The organism is Rahnella sp. CFA14(1/10) (assembly GCF_004195095.1).
In the GTDB taxonomy this organism is placed as follows: domain Bacteria; phylum Pseudomonadota; class Gammaproteobacteria; order Enterobacterales; family Enterobacteriaceae; genus Rahnella; species Rahnella perminowiae.
In genome coordinates, this window is record NZ_SEWS01000012.1 from 57612 (window position 1) to 79519 (window position 21908).

Consider the following 21908-nt stretch of genomic DNA (forward strand, 5'->3'; position numbering starts at 1 on the left):
ATCTCCTTACACCGCATCAGCAGAGAACTGCGCCTGTCTGGTACCCCTATCCTTTTATAATGATAGGCGGCTTTCCAGATTCTATGCACACCAGAAGAATAAATTTCTGCTGCGGATTGATAAAAATGCCGCTCAGTCTGTCAAATAAAGTGCCGCTTAGCCACGGATGACGTCAGCCGTTCGCCGCTTTACTGTGACTTTGCTGAAAAAAAACGCGAAAAACACATTTTTCCGGATTGTTGGGACTTCCCCCGGCAAATGGCAATGTTATGATGTCGGCAAATTTTTGAGCACTATTCCCTTATTAATATTGAGAAAATACACATGCTAAAGAAAATTATTTTCCCTGTTCTGGCGCTCTTTATGCTGGCGGGTTGCGCTACCAGCACTAACACGCTGGATGTTTCCCCGAAAATTGTTCTGCCTTCCCAGGATCCTACCCTGCAGGGGATTACTATCAGCATTAATGGTGCTGACCAGCGTCAGGATCAGGCACTGGCGAAAGTGAACCGCGATGGTCAGCTGATTTCCCTGACCCCGTCACGTGATCTTCGCTTCCTGCTGCAGGAATCTCTGGAGAAGCAAATGACTGCCCGGGGCTACATGGTCGGTGCTGACGGTGCCGTTGATCTGCAAATTGTGGTGAACAAACTGTATGCTGACGTTCAGGAAGGGAACCTGCGTTATAACATCACCACCAAAGCCGATATTTCTATCATCGCGACGGCGAAAAACGGCAGCAAGCAGGTAAAAAACTACCGCTCGACGTATAACGTTCAGGGTGCACTGTCTGCGACTAACGCAAAAATCACCAATGCCGTTAACACCACACTAGGCGATGTCATCAGTGACATGGCGTCAGATACCAGCATCAGCGACTTCATCAAAGCAAACGCCCGTTAAGTTCAGCTGAAGTTTACATGATGAATTCTGCCCGGCTCGTCCGGGCAGAATGCTTTTTACAGCCAGCGATTATCTTTCCTGAAATGTATCCCTTCCTTTATTATGCATGTGCGCCACTCTCTCAACGGTTCGCAGGAACACAATTTTCATGATCAGTCAGTACTTTAAAATTTTCACGCAACGCAATACGGTCATTTTATTGCTTCTGGGCTTCGCTTCCGGTTTACCCCTGGCGCTGACGTCCGGCACATTGCAAGCGTGGATGACGGTCGAAAATGTCGACCTGAAAACCATCGGTATTTTTTCGCTGGTAGGTCAGGCCTACGTGTTTAAATTCTTATGGTCGCCGATGATGGATCGCTATACCCCCTCTTTTCTCGGGCGCAGACGAGGATGGCTGATCCTGACGCAGTTGCTGTTGGTCGTGGCGATTTTCGCGATGGGATTTATGGATCCCTCAAAAGACTTATTCTGGCTGGCTGCGCTGGCCGTACTGATCGCCTTCGCCTCGGCGTCGCAGGACATCGTTTTCGACGCGTATAAAACCGATGTACTGCCACCGGAAGAACGCGGAAATGGTGCCGCCGTGTCGGTCCTGGGTTACCGTCTGGCGATGCTGGTCTCAGGGGGACTGGCGTTATGGCTGGCTGACCGGTATCTCGGCTGGCAGCATATGTACTGGCTGATGGCGGGTCTGATGCTGATAGGCGTTCTCGCTACCCTGTTAGCACCGGAACCTCAAAACGCCCAACCCGCGCCTCGCAGTATTGAGATGGCTGTTATCTCCCCGCTTAAAGATTTTTTCGGCCGCAACAATGCCTGGCTGATTTTGCTGCTTATCGTCATGTACAAAATGGGCGATGCCTTTGCAGGTAGCCTGAGTACAACATTTTTAATCCGTGGCGTTGGCTTTGATGCCGGGGAGGTCGGGCTGGTAAATAAAACGCTCGGGCTGATGGCAACGATTATCGGCGCCTTATTTGGCGGAATGTTAATGCAGCGTCTGAGCATGTTCCGCGCACTCATGTTGTTCGGGATTTTACAGGCTGTTTCCAACGCCGGTTACTGGATCCTGGCCATTACCGATAAAGATTTAACCACCATGGGCGCGGCGATTTTCTTTGAGAACCTGTGTGGCGGTATGGGGACAGCTGCATTCGTGGCGTTGCTCATGACACTGTGTAATCGGTCATTCTCTGCCACCCAGTTTGCGCTGCTTTCAGCATTGTCTGCCGTGGGACGCGTATATGTCGGGCCGATTGCCGGATGGTTCGTTGAAGCTTACGGCTGGCCTTGGTTTTATCTTTTCTCGATTGTGGCCGCTATACCCGGCTTGTTACTGCTTGCAGTTTGCCGGCAGACTCTTGAATACACTCAAAAAACAGAGGCTTTCCTGCCACGCATTCACTTCGCCGCCCCGTACCGCTGGGCGTTACGTTGCATGCTGACGGGCAGCGTGTTATTGGTACTCTGGCTGCTCACGCTGATAATCGACAGTGCCGGATGGGCATCCTGGCAAAGTCTGGCGACAATCCTGTTACAAGCGGGTGCCATCATTTGCCTGACTGGCGTTATTTTAGGCAGCCTGCTCGATTTTTTATCTCTGCGCCGTACTGCACGTGCCTGATTTACCGCCATTCATTCGAAATGAATGGCGTATTTCATTTAACAAATTATCTCTACATATGAGGCAATAAATTAAATCCAGAAAAAATAATATTTTCAGGGATAATTTTCTTTCGTGCTTTTTGTGCTTTTATTTCACCTGCTGTCTACATTAATTTAACATTAATTAAACCTACCGATGCGATATCGCACGGTAATTATAATGTCAAAATCTGTCACTCCTTGTTTTTCATCACTATAGAAAAAAATCCATACGCAACATATTGTTGCCGACTGTAAATTGTCACGTTCCGTGACATGTGTGACTGCGTTAACATAAAGTGTCAACAGCGCTTTGACACTTGTTTAAGCGTGTTTACAGTCCTGCAACCTTCCCGTAAAATGCCCGCACACCTGAAGCGACAATAGAGCCCTAGTTATTGAGGTCGTTAGATGAGACTTAAGAAATACAATAAAAGTATTGGGATGTTGTCCTTATTTGCCTCCGCAGTAATGTTGAGCGGTTGCAATACGGCATTGATGGATCCCAAGGGAGCAATTGGACTTGAGCAGAGAACGCTGATTTTAACCGCTATCGGTTTAATGCTGATCGTTGTTATACCAGTTATTATCATGGCGTTTGCCTTTGCCTGGAAGTATCGCGCTTCCAATACAAAAGCAAAATACAGTCCTGATTGGTCCCACTCCAACAAAATTGAAGCCGTCGTCTGGACAGTTCCAATTATTATCATTGCCATCCTGGCAACGATTACCTGGAAAACCACCCACTCGCTTGATCCGTTCAAGCCAATTGTGACTGACCAAAAACCGATGACGGTTGAAGTCGTTTCTCTGGACTGGAAATGGTTGTTCATTTATCCAGAACAGGGCATCGCGACCGTTAACGAACTGGTTATTCCTAAAGATGTGCCTGTTCAGTTCAAAGTCACTTCAGACTCTGTGATGAACTCGTTCTTCATTCCTCAGTTAGGCGGGCAGATTTATGCGATGGCCGGTATGCAAACTCAGCTGCATTTGATTGCAAATGAAGCGGGTACGTATAAAGGCATTTCAGCAAGCTTCAGCGGCCGCGGCTTCTCAGGTATGAAGTTCAACACAATTGCGACTCCAACCCGTGCCGATTTCGACACCTGGGTAGCGAAAGTGAAAAGTGCACCGAATCAGCTGGCGACAACTGATGACTTCAACAAACTGGCTGTACAGAGCATCGACAACCCGGTCGAATACTTCTCTGTTGCAAAACCTGGTTTGTTTAAAGAAATCATTGGCAAATACTCCATGCATGACATGAAGGCAGCGCCGGAAGGTCATACCATGCCAATACCTGCAGGCGCTGACATGAAAGGCATGGATATGGGTGGACAGTCTCACGCAGCCGGAGCCGAGGAATAAAAGATGTTCGGAAAATTAACGCTTGATTCGGTTCCGTATCATGAACCGATTATCATGGTCACAGTTGCCGCAATTATTATCGGTGGTCTGGCAGTCGTTGCCGGCATCACCTATTTCGGTAAGTGGAAGTATCTGTGGACCGAGTGGCTGACCTCCGTCGACCACAAAAAATTAGGTATCATGTATATCATTCTGGCCTTCGTCATGCTTTTGCGTGGTTTTGCCGATGCCATCATGATGCGTAGCCAGCAGGTCCTTGCCTCTGCGGGCGAGCCGGGCTTCCTCCCCCCTCATCACTACGACCAAATCTTTACCGCGCACGGCGTGATCATGATTTTCTTCATGGCGATGCCTTTCGTAATCGGTCTGATGAACGTGGTTGTTCCTTTGCAAATCGGTGCGCGCGACGTTGCGTTCCCGTTCCTGAACAACGTGAGCTTCTGGTTTACCGCCGCGGCTGTTGTGCTGATCAACATCTCTCTGGGTGTGGGTGAGTTCGCACAGACCGGCTGGTTAGCTTATCCGCCACTGTCAGGTAAGGAATACAGTCCGGGGGTCGGGGTAGATTACTGGATCTGGAGTCTCCAGATATCCGGTGTCGGTACCTTGCTGACCGGTGTTAACTTCTTTGCGACCATCCTGAAGATGCGCGCACCGGGTATGCCGCTGATGAAAATGCCGGTATTTACCTGGGCCGCACTGTGCACCAACGTGTTGATTATCGTGTCCTTCCCGATTCTGACCGTGACTGTTGCACTGCTGACTTTAGACCGTTATCTGGGCACCCATTTCTTCACGAATGATATGGGCGGCAACATGATGATGTACATCAACCTGATTTGGGCCTGGGGCCATCCGGAAGTGTACATTTTGGTTCTGCCAGTATTCGGTGTGTTCTCGGAAGTGACCGCGACCTTCTCCAAAAAACGTCTGTTCGGTTACACCTCGCTGGTATGGGCAACCATCGCCATCACCGTGTTGTCGTTCATCGTTTGGCTGCACCACTTCTTCACCATGGGTTCAGGCGCTAACGTCAATGCCTTCTTCGGCATCATGACGATGATCATTTCTATCCCGACCGGGGTAAAAATCTTCAACTGGCTGTTCACCATGTATCAGGGCCGTATCACGCTTAACGCGGCGATGTTGTGGACTGTTGGCTTCATCATCACCTTCTCTGTAGGTGGTATGACCGGCGTTCTGCTGGCGGTTCCGGGTGCTGACTTCGTGCTGCACAACAGCCTGTTCCTGATTGCCCACTTCCATAACGTTATTATCGGTGGTGTGGTCTTCGGTTGCTTCGCAGGTCTGACTTACTGGTTCCCTAAATCCTTCGGCTTCACGCTGAACGAAAAATGGGGTGTGCGTTCATTCTGGTTCTGGATCATCGGCTTCTTCGTTGCATTCATGCCATTGTACGTACTGGGCTTCATGGGCATGACCCGTCGTGTCAGCCAGAACATCGACCCTGAGTTCCACCCGCTGCTGGTTGTTGCGGCATGCGGTGCTGCACTGATTGCCTGCGGTATCCTCTGCCAGCTGATCATGATCTTCGTTTCCGTTCGCGACCGCGACCAGAACCGTGATCTGACCGGCGACCCGTGGGACGCACGTACTCTGGAGTGGTCAACATCTTCTCCTCCTCCGTTCTACAACTTCGCCATCGTGCCGCAAATTCACGACCGCGATGAGTTCTGGGACATGAAAGAGAAAGGTACCGCTTACAAGCAGCCTGCTAAATATGAACCGATTCATATGCCACGTAACAGCGGCGCCGGTTTCATCATCGCTATGCTGAGTCTGGTTTGTGGTTTCGCCTTAATCTGGGATATCTGGTGGCTGGCTGCAGTGAGCTTCATTGCCCTGGCTGCGACCTGGATTGCGAAAAGCTTCGACGAAGATGTTGATTACTACGTGCCAGTTGAAGAAGTGGAACGTATTGAAAACCAACATTATGAACAAATCCGTAAAGCAGGTGTGAAACATGGCAACTGATACTCTGACTCACCACGATGAGGCCCATGCTGAGCATGGGCACCACGATGCAGGTGCAACCAAAGTCTTCGGCTTCTGGATCTACCTGATGAGTGACTGCATTTTGTTTGCGAGCCTGTTCGCGACATATGCAGTGCTGGTAAACGGGACCGCTGGCGGTCCCTCTGGTAAAGACATTTTTGAACTGCCGTTCGTGCTGGTAGAAACCTTCTGCCTGCTGTTCAGTAGTATCACTTACGGCTTTGCCATGCTGGGCATGAACAAAGGCAACAAAGCCGCTGTTAACGGCTGGTTGTTCCTGACATTCCTGTTCGGTTTAGGCTTCATCGGGATGGAACTCTATGAATTCCATCACCTGATTGCTGAAGGCTATGGCCCGCAACGCAGTGGTTTCCTGTCTGGCTTCTTTGCACTGGTCGCCACCCACGGTCTGCACGTGACCTGTGGTCTGATTTGGATCCTGACGATGATGGTTCAGGTTTCACGTCGCGGTCTGACGGAAGTTAACAAAACCCGTCTGATGTGTCTGAGCCTGTTCTGGCACTTCCTTGACGTGGTGTGGATCTGCGTGTTTACCGTTGTTTATCTGATGGGAGCGATGTAATGAGTCATTCTGCTACTTCCCATGGTGGCGCAAGCCACGGCAGCCTGAAGTCATACGCTATTGGCTTCATCTTGTCGGTTATCCTGACGGTGATCCCGTTTGCCATGGTCATGACCGACACGGCATCACATTCACTGATTCTGGGTACCGTGGTTGCTTCCGCCATCATCCAGATCGTTGTCCATTTAGTGTTCTTCCTGCACATGAATACGTCGTCGGAAGAGCGCTGGAACCTGGTGGCGCTTCTGTTCACCGCTGTGATTATCTTTATCGTTGTTGTGGGCTCATTGTGGATTATGTATAACCTCAACCTCAATATGATGGTCAGTTAAAGAGCCGAGCTGCACGTGATGATTAAGCAATACCTGCAAGTAACGAAACCAGGAATTATTTTCGGCAACTTAATTTCTGTCATCGGGGGATTTCTCCTTGCTGCCAAAGGCAGCATCGACTTCCCACTCTTTCTCGCCACACTGGTCGGTGTTTCGCTGGTGGTCGCATCGGGTTGTGTATTTAACAACTTTATCGACCGCGACATCGACCGGATCATGGAAAGAACGAAGAACCGGGTCCTGGTGAAAGGGCTTATTCCGCCGAAAACAAGCCTGGTTTACGCGACCATTCTGGGTATTGCGGGCTTTGCGTTGTTGTATATCGGAGCAAATCCGCTGGCGATGTGGCTGGCAGTGATGGGCTTTGTGGTTTATGTCGGCATTTACAGCCTGTACATGAAACGCAACTCGGTATACGGCACGTTGATCGGCAGCTTATCTGGCGCAGCGCCACCGGTTATCGGTTATTGTGCCGTTTCAGGCCAGTTCGATACCGGTGCCCTGATCCTGCTTCTGATTTTCAGCCTGTGGCAGATGCCGCATTCGTACGCGATTGCCATCTTCCGCTTCAAGGATTATCAGGCTGCGGGCATCCCGGTGCTGCCAGTGGTGAAAGGCATTTCTGTCGCCAAGCATCATATTATCGTCTATATTTTGGCCTTTATGATTGCGACACTGATGCTGACCCTGAGCGGTTATGCAGGTTATAAATACCTGATCGTCGCCGCCGCTGTGAGTATCTGGTGGCTGGGTATGGCACTGAAGGGTTACAAAACGGAAAACGATGTGCTGTGGGCGAGGAAGCTGTTTGGTTTCTCCATCATCACTATCATGTCGCTGAGCTTCATGATGTCCGTGGATTTTAATTCTGCCCCGACATCATTGCTGACGTACGTTTGGTAACGCACACGTTCAGTGTAACCCGCTGAAATCACAGCTAAAGGCCAGTAGCAATACTGGCCTTTTCTTTTGCTCACTCTGACGGGCAAATTTCGTAATATCTGCTAAAGATCCATCGTTTTACCCAAGCCGGCTTAATCATTAAAATGTCGGATTGTTATTTTGAGGTAGTAATGTGAACGATAACCAGATGACCCCGCAGGAAAGTCGGGCTACATGGGGACTAGGGACTGTATTTTCTTTGCGCATGCTCGGCATGTTCATGGTGCTGCCGGTGCTGACCACTTATGGCATGAAACTGTCCGGCGCCAGCGAAACACTGATCGGCATCGCCATCGGTATTTACGGACTGGCACAAGCTGTTTTCCAAATCCCGTTTGGCCTGCTTTCTGACCGTGTTGGCCGTAAACCACTGATCGTCTTTGGTCTGGTCATCTTCTGTATCGGCAGCATTGTGGCTGCTTCCACCGAATCTATCTGGGGCGTGATCATAGGTCGTGCCTTGCAAGGCTCTGGCGCAATTGCAGCTGCCGTGATGGCCCTGCTTTCTGACCTGACCCGCGAGCAAAACCGTACCAAAGCGATGGCGTTTATCGGCATCAGTTTCGGTATTACCTTTGCGATTGCAATGGTTCTCGGCCCGATCATCACCCACGCCTGGGGCTTACACGCCTTGTTCTGGGCGATCGCGGCGCTGACCATTCTCGGTATCATCATCACCGTGGCCGTGGTGCCCTCCCCTGCCACGCACATCCTGAACCGTGAATCGAGCATGGTGAAAGGCAGCTTCGGTAAAGTGCTGAGTAACGCTAAATTGCTGAAGCTGAACTTCGGCATCCTGTGTCTTCACGTGTTACTGATGTCGAGTTTCGTGGTGTTGCCGCAAGTGATGGAACATGCAGGTTTCCCGCCGAGTGAACACTGGCGGGTGTATCTGATCACCATGCTGACATCTTTCGTTGCCGTCATTCCGGTGATCGTTTACGCCGAGAAAAAGCGCCACATGAAACAGGTATTCATGGGTTGCGTGATGGTGTTGCTGCTGGCTGAAATCGTGCTGTGGGCTGCTGGCCTGCATTTATGGGCAGTCATCGCCGGTATCCAGTTGTTCTTCCTGGCCTTCAACGTGATGGAGGCGATTTTACCCTCGCTAATCAGTAAAGAATCTCCCGCAGGCTATAAAGGCACGGCAATGGGACTTTACTCCACCAGCCAGTTCATCGGGGTAGCAATTGGTGGCAGTTTAGGCGGTTATGTTTACGGACACGCCGGTGCCGGTACAGTATTCCTGGTATGTGCGGCAATTGCCGTCGTCTGGTTGCTGGTTAGTTCTACTATGACTGAACCGCCGTATGTCAGTAGCCTGCGTATCACCTTATCTGAACTGGCAGTGAAAGATTCCGCCTTGCAGGCGCGGATCCTTGCACAGCCAGGTGTGGCTGAAGCCGTTGTCGTACCGGAAGAATTCAGTGCCTATGTGAAAGTGGATACCAAACAGACTAACCGTAAAGCGCTCGAACAACTGGTCAGCGCGGCCTGATTGCCCTCCTGACAAAAACACGCTGTGCTGGCAAACTGGCACAGCGTTTCACTTTTATCTCTGCCGCGTGACTCCCCTCACTTAAAAAACCTCAGTAATCATTATCCTCAGGAATTCCTTAACAAAAATTTTGTCAGTGATGACGGCTTTCGGGCCTTTTGAGGATCTCATGAAAACATATGCTCTCGTTGGCACCGGCGGTCGCTCGGGTTTATACATTGAAGCGATCACCGGCAAATACCGCCACAATGCAAAATTTGTGGCTTTCTGTGATACAAACCAGACGCGAATGGATTATGCGAACCGCCAGCTTGAGCAAAGTGGCGTCGCCCGGGTACCGACCTGGAAAGCGGCCGGTTTCAATACGATGCTCGACGAAACCAAACCGGATATCGTGATTGTCACCAGCATGGACCGCACGCATGATGATTACATCGTCCGCGCCCTGCACGCCGGTTGCGACGTCATTACTGAAAAGCCGATGACCATTGATGAACACCGGGCGCTGCGTATTCTGGATGCGGTCGATGCCACCGGTTATCAGGTGCGTGTGGCGTTCAATTACCGCTACGCGCCGCATCACAGCAAAATACGCGAACTGCTGATGCAGGATACTATCGGCGAAGTGCTGTCAGTTCATTTTGAATGGCTGCTCAATACCGAACATGGTGCAGATTACTTCCGTCGCTGGCACCGTGAAAAACGCAATTCCGGCGGCCTGCTGGTGCATAAATCCACCCATCATTTTGACCTGATGAACTTCTGGCTGAACAGTACGCCGGAAAAAGTATACGCCCAGGGTGACCTGCGGTTTTACGGTAAAGAGAATGCTGAGAAACGCGGCATGACAGAATTTTATCCGCGTGCGCATGGCTACACACAGGCACAAAATGATCCGTTTGCACTGCATATGGCAAATAATGCCCAGCTTAAAGCGCTGTATCTGGATGCGGAACACGAAGATAACTACTTCCGTGATCAGAGTGTATTCAGCGAGGGCATCAATATTGAAGATACGTTATCGGTGCTGGTGAAATATCAGAACAAGGTGCAACTGACCTATTCACTGAATGCATATCTGCCATGGGAAGGGCTGAACGTGGTGTTTAACGGCACCCGGGGACGCATTGAAATGAAAATTGTCGAGATGTCTTACGTTAACGCAGGTGGGAAACGCGAAAAAGAAGGCAGCATTGAAAAAGCGGAAATCACGGTTTATCCGTTATTTGCCGAACCCTGGAAGGCACAATTCCAGCTGGGAGAAGGTGGTCACGGCGGCGGTGATAATGCGATGCTGGAAGACTTGTTCGGCGAGCGCAAAGAGGATCCGTTAAAACGTGCAGCCGATCATCGCGCCGGTGCCATGTCGATCCTGACCGGGATCGCCGGGAACCTGTCGATGCAGTATGACAAACCTGTTTACTTTAAAGATTTCGAGCTGGTGAAAAGACTACGCCAGCGCAAGTAACCCACAAAAAAGGGACGCAATGCGTTCCCATGTTAATTGCCAGAGAGCCAGGTAATTTGAGCGGCAGGAAGGCGGCAAATGAAGGAACCCGATGCGCTTACCGGAGTAAGTGATTCGGGTTACTGAATACGGTCAACACATCTGCCGCTCAAAGAACGACGGCTATCAGTCGCGGAAGTTTTTGAACTGGAACGGCTGGCCTAAATCGCCGTTACGGATGAGTGCCATCACAGCCTGTAAATCATCACGCGCTTTGCCAGTGACACGAACTTCGTCACCCTGAACCTGCGCCTGCACTTTAATCTTACTGTCTTTGATCAGCTTGACGATTTTCTTCGCCAGCGTGGATTCAATGCCGGAATGCAATTTTGCTTCAACACTGTAAGTTTTACCGCTGTGCTCCATCTGCTCCGGAATTTCCAACGCCCCGCCTTCAATGCCACGTTTGGCTAACTTCTCACGCAGAATATCCACCAGCTGGTTCACCTGAAAATCTGATTCGCTGGCCACTTTAATACTCTCATTTTTTTCATTGAGATCGAAGCTGGCAGGAATATTGCGGAAATCCCAACGGGTTTGCAGTTCACGACTGGCATTTTCCACGGCATTACGCACTTCCTGCATGTCGATTTCGGAAACAATGTCAAAAGACGGCATAATCGCTTCTCCCTGTAGTTTTTGTGTTGCGTTATATGGCGTGCATAATACCGCCTTCAACCGCCGATGCCAAACGACAGCAAAGCACCAAACATTAAATGCTCCGGTGCTCATAAAGTGCAGGTGAAAATGTGATCTGTAGCACAAAAGTCTATACTAATAAGATAACCGGACAGCAGAATATTCTTTCAACTATCTTCTTCATGGTTCTATTTCGCCACGATTCCCGGGAGGCACAATGAAAATAACAGTATTGGGTTGCGGTGCGCTGGGACAACTCTGGCTTTCGGCTCTTTATCAGCAAGGCCACGACGTACAGGGCTGGATCCGCATTCCGCAGCCATTTTGTGCCGTCAACGTTATCTCGCCGGAAGGCATTGCTTTTAATCGCAATATGCCTACTAACGACCCGGAACATCTGGCACAAAGCGAATTACTGCTGGTTACGCTCAAAGCATGGCAGGTTTCCGGCGCGGTCAGCGCGCTGATGCCAAAGCTTGATGATAATTGCGCAATATTACTGCTGCATAATGGCATGGGTACTGTTGATGAATTACCGCCCCATCGTCTGGCCATTTTGCAAGGCGCGACGACCCATGCGGCACGTCATGAAAGCAACGCAATTGTCCATGTCGCAGCGGGTGTCACACACATCGGGCCGGTAACACCGCGCGGTGCTGCACTGAGTTCACTGGCAGATACGCTGCATAATGCGTTACCGGATGTCGCGTGGCATGACAACATCAAATCATCGTTATGGAATAAACTGGCGGTGAATTGCGTCATCAATCCGCTGACGGCGATATACAATTGCACTAACGGCGATTTACTGGCCCATACCGCGCAGATTGAAGAAATCTGTCAGGAAGTCGCACAGGTGATGGCCATTGAAGGCGTTGAAATTCATAGCGAATCTTTACTCAGTTTTGTCTATCAGGTGATCGACTCGACGTCAGCAAATCATTCATCGATGTTGCAGGATATCCGCAGCCAGCGTCATACTGAAATTGATTACATTACCGGCTATGTCCTGCGGCGCGGACGGAAATATGGGCTGAATTTACCGGTGAATACCCGCTTATTTGAACAGATTAAGAGAAAGGAAAACGATTATGAGCGCATCAGTTCTGGTCTGCCTGGCACCTGGTAGCGAAGAAATAGAAGCCGTTACCGTAATTGATTTGCTGGTGCGGGCGGGCATTAACGTCATCACGGCCAGCGTCGCCGGCGATGGCAATCTGGAGATCCGCTGCTCACGCGGCGTGCGGATTCTGGCCGACGTCGCGCTGGTGGATGTCGCAGATGATGAGCATGACGTGATCGTACTGCCAGGCGGCCTCGCTGGTGCAACCTGCTTCAGTGAAAGCCCGTTGCTGGTGGAGAAAGTCCGACAGATGCACGTCAGCGGTAAAATCGTTGCCGCCATCTGCGCCGCTCCTGCGCTGGTGCTGGAATATCACGATTTATTCCCGGTAGGCAACATGACTGGCTTTCCGGGCTTGAGGGATAAGATCGACCCGAACAAATGGTCCGATCGTCGCGTGATTTTCGATCCACGCGTTAATCTTCTGACCAGTCAGGGACCGGGTACATCAATGGAGTTTGCCCTGAAGATTATCGATCTGTTGCTGGGTAAAACCAAAGCGGCAGAGATTGCCGCGCAACTGGTTCTTGCGCCGGGGATTTATAATTATACCGATGAAGGTGCCCGGGAAGCCTGAACCATCAGATACCCGAAATAATTCGGGCTGCAGGGCAACCTTTTAAACTGCGCCTGCGCTGGCCCCGACGGGAAGAGGAAAGCCAGCGCACCTGCAGCCTGAAGGGTAAAAACTAAGGGCGATACACCTTAACGTTATCGAAACCCTGTTCTTTCAGATACAGCGCCTGCAAACGGCTCATGACGCCGCGGTCGCAATATAACAGATAGGTTTTGCTCTGATCGAGAGAGCCAAACTGAGTGACCAGTTTGTAAAACGCCAGCGGTTTCACTTCAACATTTTCCAGTGCCAGCGGTTGTGCTTCCACTTCATCCGGTGCGCGGACATCCAGAACGATGTCTGTTGAGATAAACTCCGCCACCGTTTCCACTTCCGGTACGACTTCAGCTGCCTGCGTAGCGATTTCGCGAATATCGACATTGCGCGCCTCACTGACCACTTTATCCAGCACGTCAAAATCGAACATTGCTTCTTCAGCTTCGATCTTGGCTTTCACCGCCTTCACCGTCGGGCTTTTCGAAATCACTCCACAGTATTCAGGCATGGTCTTGGCAAAATCTTCGGTACCGATTTCACGGGCAATCCTGATGATGTGCTCTTTATCGTGAGAAATCAGCGGGCGCAGGATGAGCGTGTCCGAAACATTGTCAATCAAACGCAGATTGGTCAGTGTCTGGCTGGACACCTGCCCCAACGCCTCACCTGTCACCAGTGCCTGGACGCCGTAGCGCTCAGCGATAGCAGACGCCGCTCGCACCATCATGCGTTTCAGCACCACACCCATCTGGCCGTCTTCGACTTTTTCGAGTATTTCACCCACTACCGGTTCGAAATCAACCGCGATAAAACGCACACGATGCGAGCTGCCAAAACGGTTCCACAGATAATGAGCCACCTGTTTTACGCCGATTTCATGCGCGGCACCGCCAAGATTAAAGAAACAATAATGCACACGACAGCCACGACGCATCAGCATATAACTGGATACGCCGGAGTCAAAGCCACCGGAAATCAGTGACAGCACATCTTCCTGTGTGCCAATCGGGTAACCGCCCTGGCCTTCGAGGCGGCTTTTTACCAGCACCAGTTTATCGTCGTTAATTTCCAGTTTCACCGTGACCTGCGGAGCGGTCAGGCTCACACGGGCCGATTCGATGTGCTGATTCAGACCGCCGCCGACATAGCGCTCAACTTCAGTAGACGTGAAATCATGTTTGCCACGACGTTTAACACGCACGCAGAAAGTTTTGCCTTCTACTTCAGTGCGATAAGCCTCCAGCGCCTGCTCAAAGATATTGTGAACGTCGGTATAAGGACGGTCTTCAACTTCTTCCACATAACGGATACCCGGAATGCGGCAGAGCAATTCCTGAATCAGGTCGTGTTTACTTTCGTCTTTACTGCGAACTTCGATATGATCCCAGTGGCGAACCACCGCCAGCGTCTCATCATGCGGTCGCACAATATTGCGAATGCTGCTTGAGAGGATCTTAATAAAGCGCAAACGCACAGATTGGCTCTTGATGGTGATTTCAGGGAACAATTTAATGATAAACTTCATGGCAGTCTTTTGTTAGCGGGTGAAAAAACGGGGTAGTAAGTCGCTGAATAAGGATCTAGGATCCTATTATTGCTAAGCCAAATGTTCATTATGTGTCACATTGGGCTTAGCAATAATATCTGCGGCGCAGAGTATATCACTTAAAATGGGTACTCTGTGCACAAAACCCTGTAGCCGATCTCATACTGAACAGGAATGTCTCTTGAGGCTGAGCGCTGAGTCTGTCGCCTCAGTACTTCGATCATCCGTTCTGATCAACGATATTAAAAGAGAATTATGTCAAAAAAATCTGCATCACCTGCCAATTTTGAAACGGCTCTGGCCGAACTGGAACAGATTGTTTCCCGCCTTGAGTCGGGCGAGCTGCCGTTAGAAGACGCACTCAACGAATTTGAGCAAGGCGTCCAGCTGGCACGTCAGGGGCAACAAAAGCTGCAACAGGCAGAACAACGCGTTCAGATCCTGCTCGACAGCGACAACGATGCTCCGCTGACGCCGTTCACCCCAGAAGCCGAGTAACGGGTCATGTCTGAAGCGATCTCTCTCTCCAGCGCTGGCGGATTTACCCGTGAACTGCGCGCAATGCAAAAGCGTGTCGATGAGGCACTAACAGCCTATGTCAGCGCACAGCCGCTGGCAGATTTACCGCTGGTTGAAGCCATGCGTTACGGCGCGCTGCTGGGGGGTAAACGTCTGCGTCCATATCTTGTTTACGCCAGCGGCCAGTTGTTCAGCCTCGATCTGAAAAATCTCGATGCGCCTGCGGCTGCCGTGGAATGTATTCATGCCTATTCACTGATACATGATGATTTACCGGCCATGGACGACGACGATTTGCGCCGTGGTCAGCCAACCTGCCACATTAAATTTGGCGAAGCTAATGCGATTCTGGCGGGCGATGCCCTGCAAACGCTGGCGTTTTCTATTCTGGCTGACAGCGAAATGCCGGATGTTGCCATAAAAGATCGTCTGGCGATGATTTCCGAACTGGCCCGCGCCAGCGGAGTCAGCGGTATGTGTGGTGGTCAGGCTCTGGATTTAGCTGCGGAAGGCCAGCAGGTTGGCCTGGAGGCGCTGGAAAAAATTCATCGTCATAAAACCGGTGCGCTGATCCGCGCCGCCGTGCGCATGGGCGCGCTGGCAGCCGGTGAAACCGGACGTGCCGTTTTACCGATACTGGATAACTACGCGCAGGCCATTGGTTTAGCATTTCAGGTTCAGGATGATATTCTGGACGTGGTTGGCGATACCGCTACGCTCGGTAAACGTCAGGGTGCTGACCAGCAACTCGGGAAAAGTACCTATCCTGCCCTGCTGGGGCTGGATGGCGCGAAAACCAAGGCCGCAGACCTGTATCAGGAAGCCGTTTCCGCACTGGATCAGTTGGCCGCACTTTCCTACAACACGGCGCCACTTCTCGCGTTAGCCCGCTTTATCATTGAACGCGATAATTAAACTTACTATGAGCAACTGATGAGTCTTGAATTAGCGAAATACCCGACACTGATGCTGGCGGAGAATCCTGAAGATCTCCGCTCACTTCCTAAAGAGAGCTTACCTAAGCTCTGCGATGAGTTGCGCCAATATTTATTGGCCAGCGTCAGTCAGTCCAGCGGACACTTTGCGTCCGGTCTGGGGACGGTTGAACTGACCGTGGCGATGCATTATGTCTATAACACACCGTTCGATCACGTTGTCTGGGATGTCGGCCATCAGGCCTATCCGCACAAAATTCTGACCGGTCGCCGTGACCGTATTTCCACCATCCGTCAGAAAGGCGGTCTGCACCCGTTCCCGTGGCGTGGTGAAAGCGAATACGACACCCTATCCGTCGGTCACTCATCGACCTCAATCAGTGCAGGTCTCGGCATGGCTGTCGCGGCTGAACGTGAAGGTAAAGGCCGTCGCACCGTGTGTGTGATTGGCGATGGTGCGATCACAGCAGGTATGGCGTTTGAAGCGATGAACCATGCGGGCGACATTAAACCCGACATGCTGGTGATCCTCAACGACAACGAGATGTCGATTTCCGAAAACGTCGGGGCGCTAAATAACCACCTGGCACAACTGCTCTCCGGCAAACTGTATTCGCGTCTGCGTGAAGGCGGCAAGAAGGTCCTGTCTGGCCTGCCACCGATTAAAGAACTGGTGCGCCGAACCGAGGAACATCTGAAAGGCATGATGGTGCCAGGCACGTTGTTTGAAGAGTTGGGCTTTAACTATATCGGGCCGGTAGATGGTCATGACGTGCTGGCGCTGACGCAGACGCTGAAAAACATGCGGGACCTGAAAGGCCCGCAGTTACTGCACATTATGACTAAAAAAGGCAAAGGCTACGCGCCAGCCGAAAAAGATCCCATCAGTTTCCATGCGGTGCCTAAATTCGATCCGGCTTCCGGCACGTTGCCGAAAAGCAAAGAAGGTCTGCCGACCTATTCGAAAATTTTCGGTGACTGGTTGTGCGAAACCGCCGCCAAAGATAGCCAGCTGATGGCCGTTACGCCGGCGATGCGCGAAGGCTCCGGTATGGTGCGTTTTTCACGCGAATATCCGCAACAATATTTCGATGTGGCCATCGCCGAACAGCACGCCGTCACCTTTGCGGCAGGCCTGGCGATTGGCGGATACAAGCCGGTTGTGGCGATCTATTCAACGTTTCTGCAACGCGCTTATGATCAGGTTATCCATGATGTAGCGATCCAGAATCTGCCGGTACTGTTTGCTATCGACCGCGGTGGCATCGTCGGCGCTGATGGTCAGACGCATCAGGGCGCGTTCGATCTCTCCTTCCTGCGCTGCATCCCGAACATGACCATTATGACGCCGAGCGATGAAAACGAATGTCGCCAGATGTTGCATACCGGTTATCACCATAACAACGGGCCGGTTGCCGTACGCTATCCGCGTGGTAATGGTACCGGTGCTTCCTGTGAACCGCTGGCTTCTCTGCCCATCGGGAAAGGCGTCGTGCGTCGTGAAGGCGAAAAGATAGCGATCCTGAACTTCGGTACATTGCTGCCGGAAGCGCTGGCCGCAGCAGAAAAACGCAACGCCACCGTCGTTGACATGCGCTTTGTAAAACCGCTGGATGAAGCGCTGATTCAGGAACTGGCCGCCAGCCATGAAGTGCTGGTCACGCTGGAAGAAAACGCCATCATGGGCGGCGCGGGCAGCGGCGTAAATGAACTGTTGATGTCCAGGCGAATCCTGGTGCCTGTACTGAATATCGGTCTGGCGGACAGCTTTGTTGCGCAAGGTACACAGGACGAAATCCGTCATGATTTAGGGCTGGATGCCGAAGGCATTGACCGTCAGATAACTGACTGGCTGGCCTGATTATTCCCCCTCTTTCTTCCTGAAAGAGGGGTTTTCCCCTCCGATTTCCTTTTCAGTCACACGAGCCTGCCCTGCTTTAAGCTACAGTTATAGCGTGCTAATCATTTTCACGATTTTCTGTTATCACTTCATGCTTACCAGGAGACATCATGCAATACATTACGCTCGGAAAAACCGGTATGAAAGTTTCCCGCCTGTGTCTCGGCTGTATGACTTTTGGCGAACCGGATCGCGGCACCCACGCGTGGACACTGCCGGAAGAGAGCAGCCGTCCTATCATCCGGCAGGCGCTGGATGCGGGGATTAATTTTTTTGACACCGCTAACAGTTATTCTGACGGCAGCAGCGAGGAAATCGTCGGCCGTGCCCTGAAGGATTTTGCCAGGCGCGATGAGATTGTCGTGGCGACTAAAGTGTATCACGCGGTCACCGGCTTAAAACCCGGGCTTTCACGGGCCTCGATTATGCAATCCATCGATGACAGCCTGCGCCGTCTGGACATGGATTATGTCGACCTGTTGCAAATCCACCGCTGGGATTACGAAACGCCGATAGAGGAAACGCTGGAGGCGTTGAATGACGTAGTAAAAGCCGGCAAAGCGCGTTTTATTGGCGCGTCTTCCATGCATGCACATCAGTTCAAACACGCATTAGATGTCTCTGAGCAAAATGGCTGGGCGGGTTTTGTCTCAATGCAGGATCAGTACAATCTTATCCAGCGTGAAGAAGAAAACGAAATGTACCCGCTGTGCCTGGAAAGAAATATTGCAGTGTTGCCCTGGAGTCCGCTGGCACGCGGTAAACTCACGCGTCCGTGGGGAGAAACCACCGCCCGTTCAGTTTCCGATAATTTTGCCAAAACGCTGTATGACGCGACCGATGAGGCCGACGGTAAAATCGCTGAGCGTGTCGGGAAAATAGCGGAAGACCATGGCGTACCACGTGCGCAGATCGCCCTGGCGTGGATCTTAAGTAAACATATCGTTACCGCGCCTATAATCGGTGCTTCGCGCCCCGCTCATCTGGAAGATGCCATCGCCGCACTGGAGGTGAAACTTTCCATTGAGGAAATCGCCGAGCTGGAAATGGCGTATGTGCCGCATCAGGCGACCGGTTTCCAGTAATCTGAGATGACAAAAAAGGCGTTACCAGGCCAATCCTGTAACGCCTTTTCACTGCATGGTCACGAAGATCAGAACAGGCCCAGCGGCCAGTGATGCCCGACCAGATAGATGATAGCCGCGCCAAGCACACCGGCGACCACATCATCGATCATAATACCCATTCCGCCCTGTACGTTGCGGTCAAACCAGCGGATGGGCCACGGCTTCCAGATATCCAGCACACGGAAAACGATAAATCCGATCAACACCCAGCGCCAGTCATTGACCGGGATCGCCATCAGTGTGATCCACATACCGACAAATTCATCCCATACGATACTGCCATGGTCATGAACCCGCATGTCGCGCGCGGTCTGGCGGCAAAGATAAACCCCGATACAAATGCTGAACATAACGATCATCGAATACACCTGCCATGGCAGGTAGGTCATGACAATCCAGAACGGGATCGCGGCGACGGAGCCCGCCGTGCCAGGGCCAACAGGGAATAAACCGCTGCCAAAACCTGTCGCCAGCAAATGCCACGGATTACGCAGATCCAGACGCTTTTTGGCCGCAGCCATGTCCTGAACCGGATCTCCGGTTTTTCCTTTGTACCCCGCCGGGCGTTTTTTACGGCCTATATTCACAACAATTCCTCTCCGGCAAAGTGGTCAAAACCTTGCCATTCAAGTTCGACCGGTACGCCTGAACGCATAAACTTAATACCTTCTGAAAGCGGCGCAATCTGACCCACACAGGTAAAGTTGACACCCAGATGGCTCAGCGCAACATCCAGCGCACCCCGGTTAATTTCCGGCACAGTGAAGCAAAGTTCATAATCTTCACCGCCGGTCAGTGCCCATTTCAGTGCCTGTTCCGGATCCGCCACCTGATTCATGGCTGGCGAGAAAGGGATCGCATCAAGATCGAGGCGTGCACCACACTCGCTGGCATTCAGTATATGTTTAAGATCGGAAACCAGCCCGTCGGACAGGTCGATGGCTGAGGTGGCTAAATCGCGCAGCGCCTGCCCCTGTAAAACACGTGGCGACGGACGCAGATGGCGTTTAAGCAGAAATTCGCGAGTTTTCGCATCATCAACATTCAGCTGTTCCAGCAAAATCGCCAGGCCAGCTGCGCTATCACCCAGCGTACCGGTAACAAAGATCCAGTCGCCTATGCCCGCACCGGCGCGGGTTAAAGCACGCCCCGCAGGCACCAGACCCTGAATGGTTAACGTCATGCTCAGCGGTCCGCGTGTCGTATCCCCGCCAATCAACTGCATGCCGTAATAATTAAGCTGTTCAAACAGACTGTCACTGAATGCCTGCAACCATTCAGTGTTCACTTCCGGTAGTGTCAGCGCCAGAGAAACCCACGCAGGATCGGCACCCATAGCAGCCAGATCGCTCAGGTTAACCGCCAGCGCTTTATAGCCCAGGTCTGCCGGTGAAATCGTTTTGAGAAAATGGATGCCTTCGACCAGCGTGTCGGTGCTGACTGCTAATAGTTGCTTCTCGCCTACCGTCAGCAGGGCACAATCATCACCAATGCCTAAATGAACATCCTGTCGGGCGGTTCTGAACCGGTTAAAGTAGCGAGTGATTACATCAAATTCGCCGCATGACATAGTACATTTCCAAATCGTTAGAATGACTTAAGGCCGGAAATCCGGCCTTAAGAAGGGTGTCACACAAAAGATAAACCAGGTGACATCACCAGATTATCAACAGAGACGGTTACCAGGCCAAAATGACTGTCGCCATTTGTGACTGAAGCCGAAACTTTTTTGATGATCATTTTTTACGAATATGCGGGCCTGCTTTATCCAGCACACCATTGACGAACTTATGGCTATCTTCAGCACCAAAAGTTTTCGCCAGTTCAATGGCTTCATTGATCGCCACTTTGTAAGGGACGTCCTGGCGTTTGCTTAGCTCAAACAGAGCCAGACGCAAAATTGCTCTTTCCACCTGGCCCAGTTCATCCAGCTGGCGGGACAGGTACGGCGCCATCAGTGCATCGAGTTTCTCAGCACTGTTTGCTACACCAGCCAGCAGTTCGCGGAAATAGGCAATGTCTACGTCTTTGACATCCTGCTCGGTCAGGAATTCTAATTCAACATCGGCGATGTCATTTTTCGACAACTGCCAGGAGTAAAGCGCCTGAACGGCACATTCACGGGCGCGGCGACGAGCAGCAGGTTTCACGGATTTCCCCTTAACTAGATTCAGGCTTTAATAGCCTTGATAACATTAATCATTTCAAGCGCGGTCAGTGCAGCTTCTGCACCCTTGTTACCGGCTTTTGTCCCTGCGCGTTCGATGGCTTGTTCAATGCTTTCTGTGGTCAGCACACCAAAGGCAACCGGGATTTCGCTGTTCATGGCAACGCTGGACAGGCCAGAGCTACATTCGCCCGCCACAAATTCAAAGTGGGCAGTGCCCCCGCGGATCACGGTGCCAAGTGCAACAACCGCATCGTATTTGCCGCTTTCAGCCAGTGCGCGGGTTGCCAGAGGCAATTCGTACGCGCCCGGGACCCAGACTACGGTGATGTTGTCATCGCTGACCTGACCGATACGTTTTAATGCATCAACAGCACCTGAAAGCAGGCTGTCATTGATAAAATTGTTAAAACGAGCAATCGCGATCGCTACGCGCGCGTTAGGCGTGGCTACAACACCTTCGATAACGTTCATAGTTTTCCTTAAAGTGGGTTCAGGAGTTTCTCAACCCCAGCCGCAGGGGGGCGGATTCTATCATAA

At 51.4% G+C, this 21908-nt stretch carries 21 protein-coding genes; 15 read left to right on the forward strand and 6 right to left on the reverse strand.

The features are described from left to right. The first annotated feature begins 324 nt into the window (after positions 1-324). The 9 genes from EVX52_RS21540 to EVX52_RS21580 all read left to right on the forward strand — a co-directional run bounded on the left by EVX52_RS21540 (position 325) and on the right by EVX52_RS21580 (position 10760). Positions 325-903, forward strand: a complete 579-nt coding sequence (locus EVX52_RS21540) for a lipoprotein (RefSeq protein ID WP_129952839.1) — start codon at positions 325-327, stop codon at positions 901-903. Positions 904-1051: 148 nt separating this feature from the next. Continuing rightward, a complete protein-coding gene (gene ampG / locus EVX52_RS21545) occupies positions 1052-2530 on the forward strand; it encodes a muropeptide MFS transporter AmpG (RefSeq protein WP_129992085.1) in 1479 nt (492 codons plus the stop codon). Between the two features lie 431 nt (positions 2531-2961). Beyond that, positions 2962-3921, forward strand: coding sequence for a cytochrome o ubiquinol oxidase subunit II (cyoA, locus tag EVX52_RS21550; RefSeq protein ID WP_129952841.1), 960 nt, complete (start codon positions 2962-2964; stop codon positions 3919-3921). Between the two features lie 3 nt (positions 3922-3924). Beyond that, a complete protein-coding gene (cyoB, locus tag EVX52_RS21555; RefSeq protein ID WP_129992086.1) occupies positions 3925-5916 on the forward strand; it encodes a cytochrome o ubiquinol oxidase subunit I in 1992 nt (663 codons plus the stop codon). Then, on the forward strand, positions 5906-6520 hold the full coding sequence (locus tag EVX52_RS21560) for a cytochrome o ubiquinol oxidase subunit III (RefSeq protein WP_013576647.1): 615 nt from the start codon (positions 5906-5908) through the stop codon (positions 6518-6520). Before cyoB ends, EVX52_RS21560 begins: the two co-directional genes overlap by 11 nt. Next, positions 6520-6852 (forward strand): cytochrome o ubiquinol oxidase subunit IV, encoded by a 333-nt coding sequence (locus EVX52_RS21565; protein WP_013576648.1) that lies wholly within the window; start codon positions 6520-6522, stop codon positions 6850-6852. Before EVX52_RS21560 ends, EVX52_RS21565 begins: the two co-directional genes overlap by 1 nt. A gap of 18 nt (positions 6853-6870) precedes the next feature. After that, positions 6871-7755: a heme o synthase gene (gene cyoE / locus EVX52_RS21570; protein ID WP_129952842.1), complete on the forward strand. Its 885-nt coding sequence runs from the start codon at positions 6871-6873 to the stop codon at positions 7753-7755. A 172-nt stretch (positions 7756-7927) separates the two neighbouring features. Next, positions 7928-9292: an MFS transporter gene (locus EVX52_RS21575; protein WP_129952843.1), complete on the forward strand. Its 1365-nt coding sequence runs from the start codon at positions 7928-7930 to the stop codon at positions 9290-9292. A 169-nt stretch (positions 9293-9461) separates the two neighbouring features. Further along, complete coding sequence (locus tag EVX52_RS21580; RefSeq protein WP_129952844.1) at positions 9462-10760, forward strand: Gfo/Idh/MocA family protein; 1299 nt, start codon at positions 9462-9464, stop codon at positions 10758-10760. 165 nt (positions 10761-10925) lie between these two features. Here the strand turns inward: EVX52_RS21580 and EVX52_RS21585 are convergent, their stop codons facing one another. Then, positions 10926-11417 (reverse strand): YajQ family cyclic di-GMP-binding protein, encoded by a 492-nt coding sequence (locus EVX52_RS21585; protein ID WP_129952845.1) that lies wholly within the window; start codon positions 11415-11417, stop codon positions 10926-10928. Positions 11418-11655: 238 nt separating this feature from the next. On the opposite strand from EVX52_RS21585, the gene panE reads away from it, so the two are divergent. Both panE and yajL read left to right on the forward strand, forming a co-directional pair. Continuing rightward, positions 11656-12567 (forward strand): 2-dehydropantoate 2-reductase, encoded by a 912-nt coding sequence (gene panE, locus EVX52_RS21590; RefSeq protein ID WP_129992087.1) that lies wholly within the window; start codon positions 11656-11658, stop codon positions 12565-12567. After that, positions 12530-13138, forward strand: a complete 609-nt coding sequence (gene yajL / locus EVX52_RS21595; protein ID WP_129992088.1) for a protein deglycase YajL — start codon at positions 12530-12532, stop codon at positions 13136-13138. Before panE ends, yajL begins: the two co-directional genes overlap by 38 nt. Positions 13139-13250: 112 nt before the next feature. On the opposite strand, the gene thiI is transcribed toward yajL, so the two are convergent. Next, positions 13251-14699: a tRNA uracil 4-sulfurtransferase ThiI gene (thiI, locus tag EVX52_RS21600; protein ID WP_129992089.1), complete on the reverse strand. Its 1449-nt coding sequence runs from the start codon at positions 14697-14699 to the stop codon at positions 13251-13253. Between the two features lie 276 nt (positions 14700-14975). Between thiI and xseB the strand changes: the two genes are divergently transcribed. From xseB to EVX52_RS21620, 4 genes are all read left to right on the forward strand, one after another. Further along, entirely contained in the window at positions 14976-15218 is a 243-nt protein-coding gene (gene xseB / locus EVX52_RS21605; protein WP_129952849.1) for an exodeoxyribonuclease VII small subunit, read from the forward strand. 6 nt (positions 15219-15224) lie between these two features. Further along, positions 15225-16154, forward strand: a complete 930-nt coding sequence (gene ispA, locus EVX52_RS21610; protein ID WP_129992090.1) for a (2E,6E)-farnesyl diphosphate synthase — start codon at positions 15225-15227, stop codon at positions 16152-16154. 18 nt (positions 16155-16172) lie between these two features. Continuing rightward, positions 16173-18035, forward strand: coding sequence for a 1-deoxy-D-xylulose-5-phosphate synthase (gene dxs / locus EVX52_RS21615; RefSeq protein WP_129992091.1), 1863 nt, complete (start codon positions 16173-16175; stop codon positions 18033-18035). A 149-nt stretch (positions 18036-18184) separates the two neighbouring features. Continuing rightward, positions 18185-19159, forward strand: a complete 975-nt coding sequence (locus EVX52_RS21620; RefSeq protein WP_129992092.1) for an aldo/keto reductase — start codon at positions 18185-18187, stop codon at positions 19157-19159. A 68-nt stretch (positions 19160-19227) separates the two neighbouring features. Here the strand turns inward: EVX52_RS21620 and pgpA are convergent, their stop codons facing one another. The 4 genes from pgpA to ribE all read right to left on the reverse strand — a co-directional run bounded on the left by pgpA (position 19228) and on the right by ribE (position 21842). Continuing rightward, positions 19228-19722, reverse strand: coding sequence for a phosphatidylglycerophosphatase A (pgpA, locus tag EVX52_RS21625; RefSeq protein WP_129953312.1), 495 nt, complete (start codon positions 19720-19722; stop codon positions 19228-19230). A gap of 62 nt (positions 19723-19784) precedes the next feature. Continuing rightward, the gene (gene thiL / locus EVX52_RS21630) at positions 19785-20771 is read right to left on the reverse strand and encodes a thiamine-phosphate kinase (protein WP_129992093.1); all 987 of its coding nucleotides are present in this window, start codon (positions 20769-20771) and stop codon (positions 19785-19787) included. A 166-nt stretch (positions 20772-20937) separates the two neighbouring features. Beyond that, entirely contained in the window at positions 20938-21351 is a 414-nt protein-coding gene (nusB, locus tag EVX52_RS21635) for a transcription antitermination factor NusB (protein WP_013576663.1), read from the reverse strand. Positions 21352-21371: 20 nt separating this feature from the next. Beyond that, positions 21372-21842: a 6,7-dimethyl-8-ribityllumazine synthase gene (ribE, locus tag EVX52_RS21640; RefSeq protein WP_013576664.1), complete on the reverse strand. Its 471-nt coding sequence runs from the start codon at positions 21840-21842 to the stop codon at positions 21372-21374. Positions 21843-21908 lie beyond the last annotated feature (66 nt).

Bases quoted from the DNA above. Each gene is read 5' to 3' on its own strand.
- xseB (WP_129952849.1), top strand. From the start codon at position 14,976: ATGTCAAAAAAATCTGCATCACCTGCCAATTTTGAAACGGCTCTGGCC.
- thiL (WP_129992093.1), bottom strand. From the start codon at position 20,771: ATGTCATGCGGCGAATTTGATGTAATCACTCGCTACTTTAACCGGTTC.
- EVX52_RS21620 (WP_129992092.1), top strand. From the start codon at position 18,185: ATGCAATACATTACGCTCGGAAAAACCGGTATGAAAGTTTCCCGCCTG.
- dxs (WP_129992091.1), top strand. From the start codon at position 16,173: ATGAGTCTTGAATTAGCGAAATACCCGACACTGATGCTGGCGGAGAAT.
- cyoE (WP_129952842.1), top strand. From the start codon at position 6,871: ATGATTAAGCAATACCTGCAAGTAACGAAACCAGGAATTATTTTCGGC.
- ispA (WP_129992090.1), top strand. From the start codon at position 15,225: ATGTCTGAAGCGATCTCTCTCTCCAGCGCTGGCGGATTTACCCGTGAA.
- ribE (WP_013576664.1), bottom strand. From the start codon at position 21,842: ATGAACGTTATCGAAGGTGTTGTAGCCACGCCTAACGCGCGCGTAGCG.
- panE (WP_129992087.1), top strand. From the start codon at position 11,656: ATGAAAATAACAGTATTGGGTTGCGGTGCGCTGGGACAACTCTGGCTT.
- pgpA (WP_129953312.1), bottom strand. From the start codon at position 19,722: ATGGCTGCGGCCAAAAAGCGTCTGGATCTGCGTAATCCGTGGCATTTG.
- ampG (WP_129992085.1), top strand. From the start codon at position 1,052: ATGATCAGTCAGTACTTTAAAATTTTCACGCAACGCAATACGGTCATT.
- EVX52_RS21580 (WP_129952844.1), top strand. From the start codon at position 9,462: ATGAAAACATATGCTCTCGTTGGCACCGGCGGTCGCTCGGGTTTATAC.
- EVX52_RS21540 (WP_129952839.1), top strand. From the start codon at position 325: ATGCTAAAGAAAATTATTTTCCCTGTTCTGGCGCTCTTTATGCTGGCG.
- EVX52_RS21565 (WP_013576648.1), top strand. From the start codon at position 6,520: ATGAGTCATTCTGCTACTTCCCATGGTGGCGCAAGCCACGGCAGCCTG.
- cyoA (WP_129952841.1), top strand. From the start codon at position 2,962: ATGAGACTTAAGAAATACAATAAAAGTATTGGGATGTTGTCCTTATTT.
- EVX52_RS21585 (WP_129952845.1), bottom strand. From the start codon at position 11,417: ATGCCGTCTTTTGACATTGTTTCCGAAATCGACATGCAGGAAGTGCGT.
- yajL (WP_129992088.1), top strand. From the start codon at position 12,530: ATGAGCGCATCAGTTCTGGTCTGCCTGGCACCTGGTAGCGAAGAAATA.
- thiI (WP_129992089.1), bottom strand. From the start codon at position 14,699: ATGAAGTTTATCATTAAATTGTTCCCTGAAATCACCATCAAGAGCCAA.
- cyoB (WP_129992086.1), top strand. From the start codon at position 3,925: ATGTTCGGAAAATTAACGCTTGATTCGGTTCCGTATCATGAACCGATT.
- EVX52_RS21560 (WP_013576647.1), top strand. From the start codon at position 5,906: ATGGCAACTGATACTCTGACTCACCACGATGAGGCCCATGCTGAGCAT.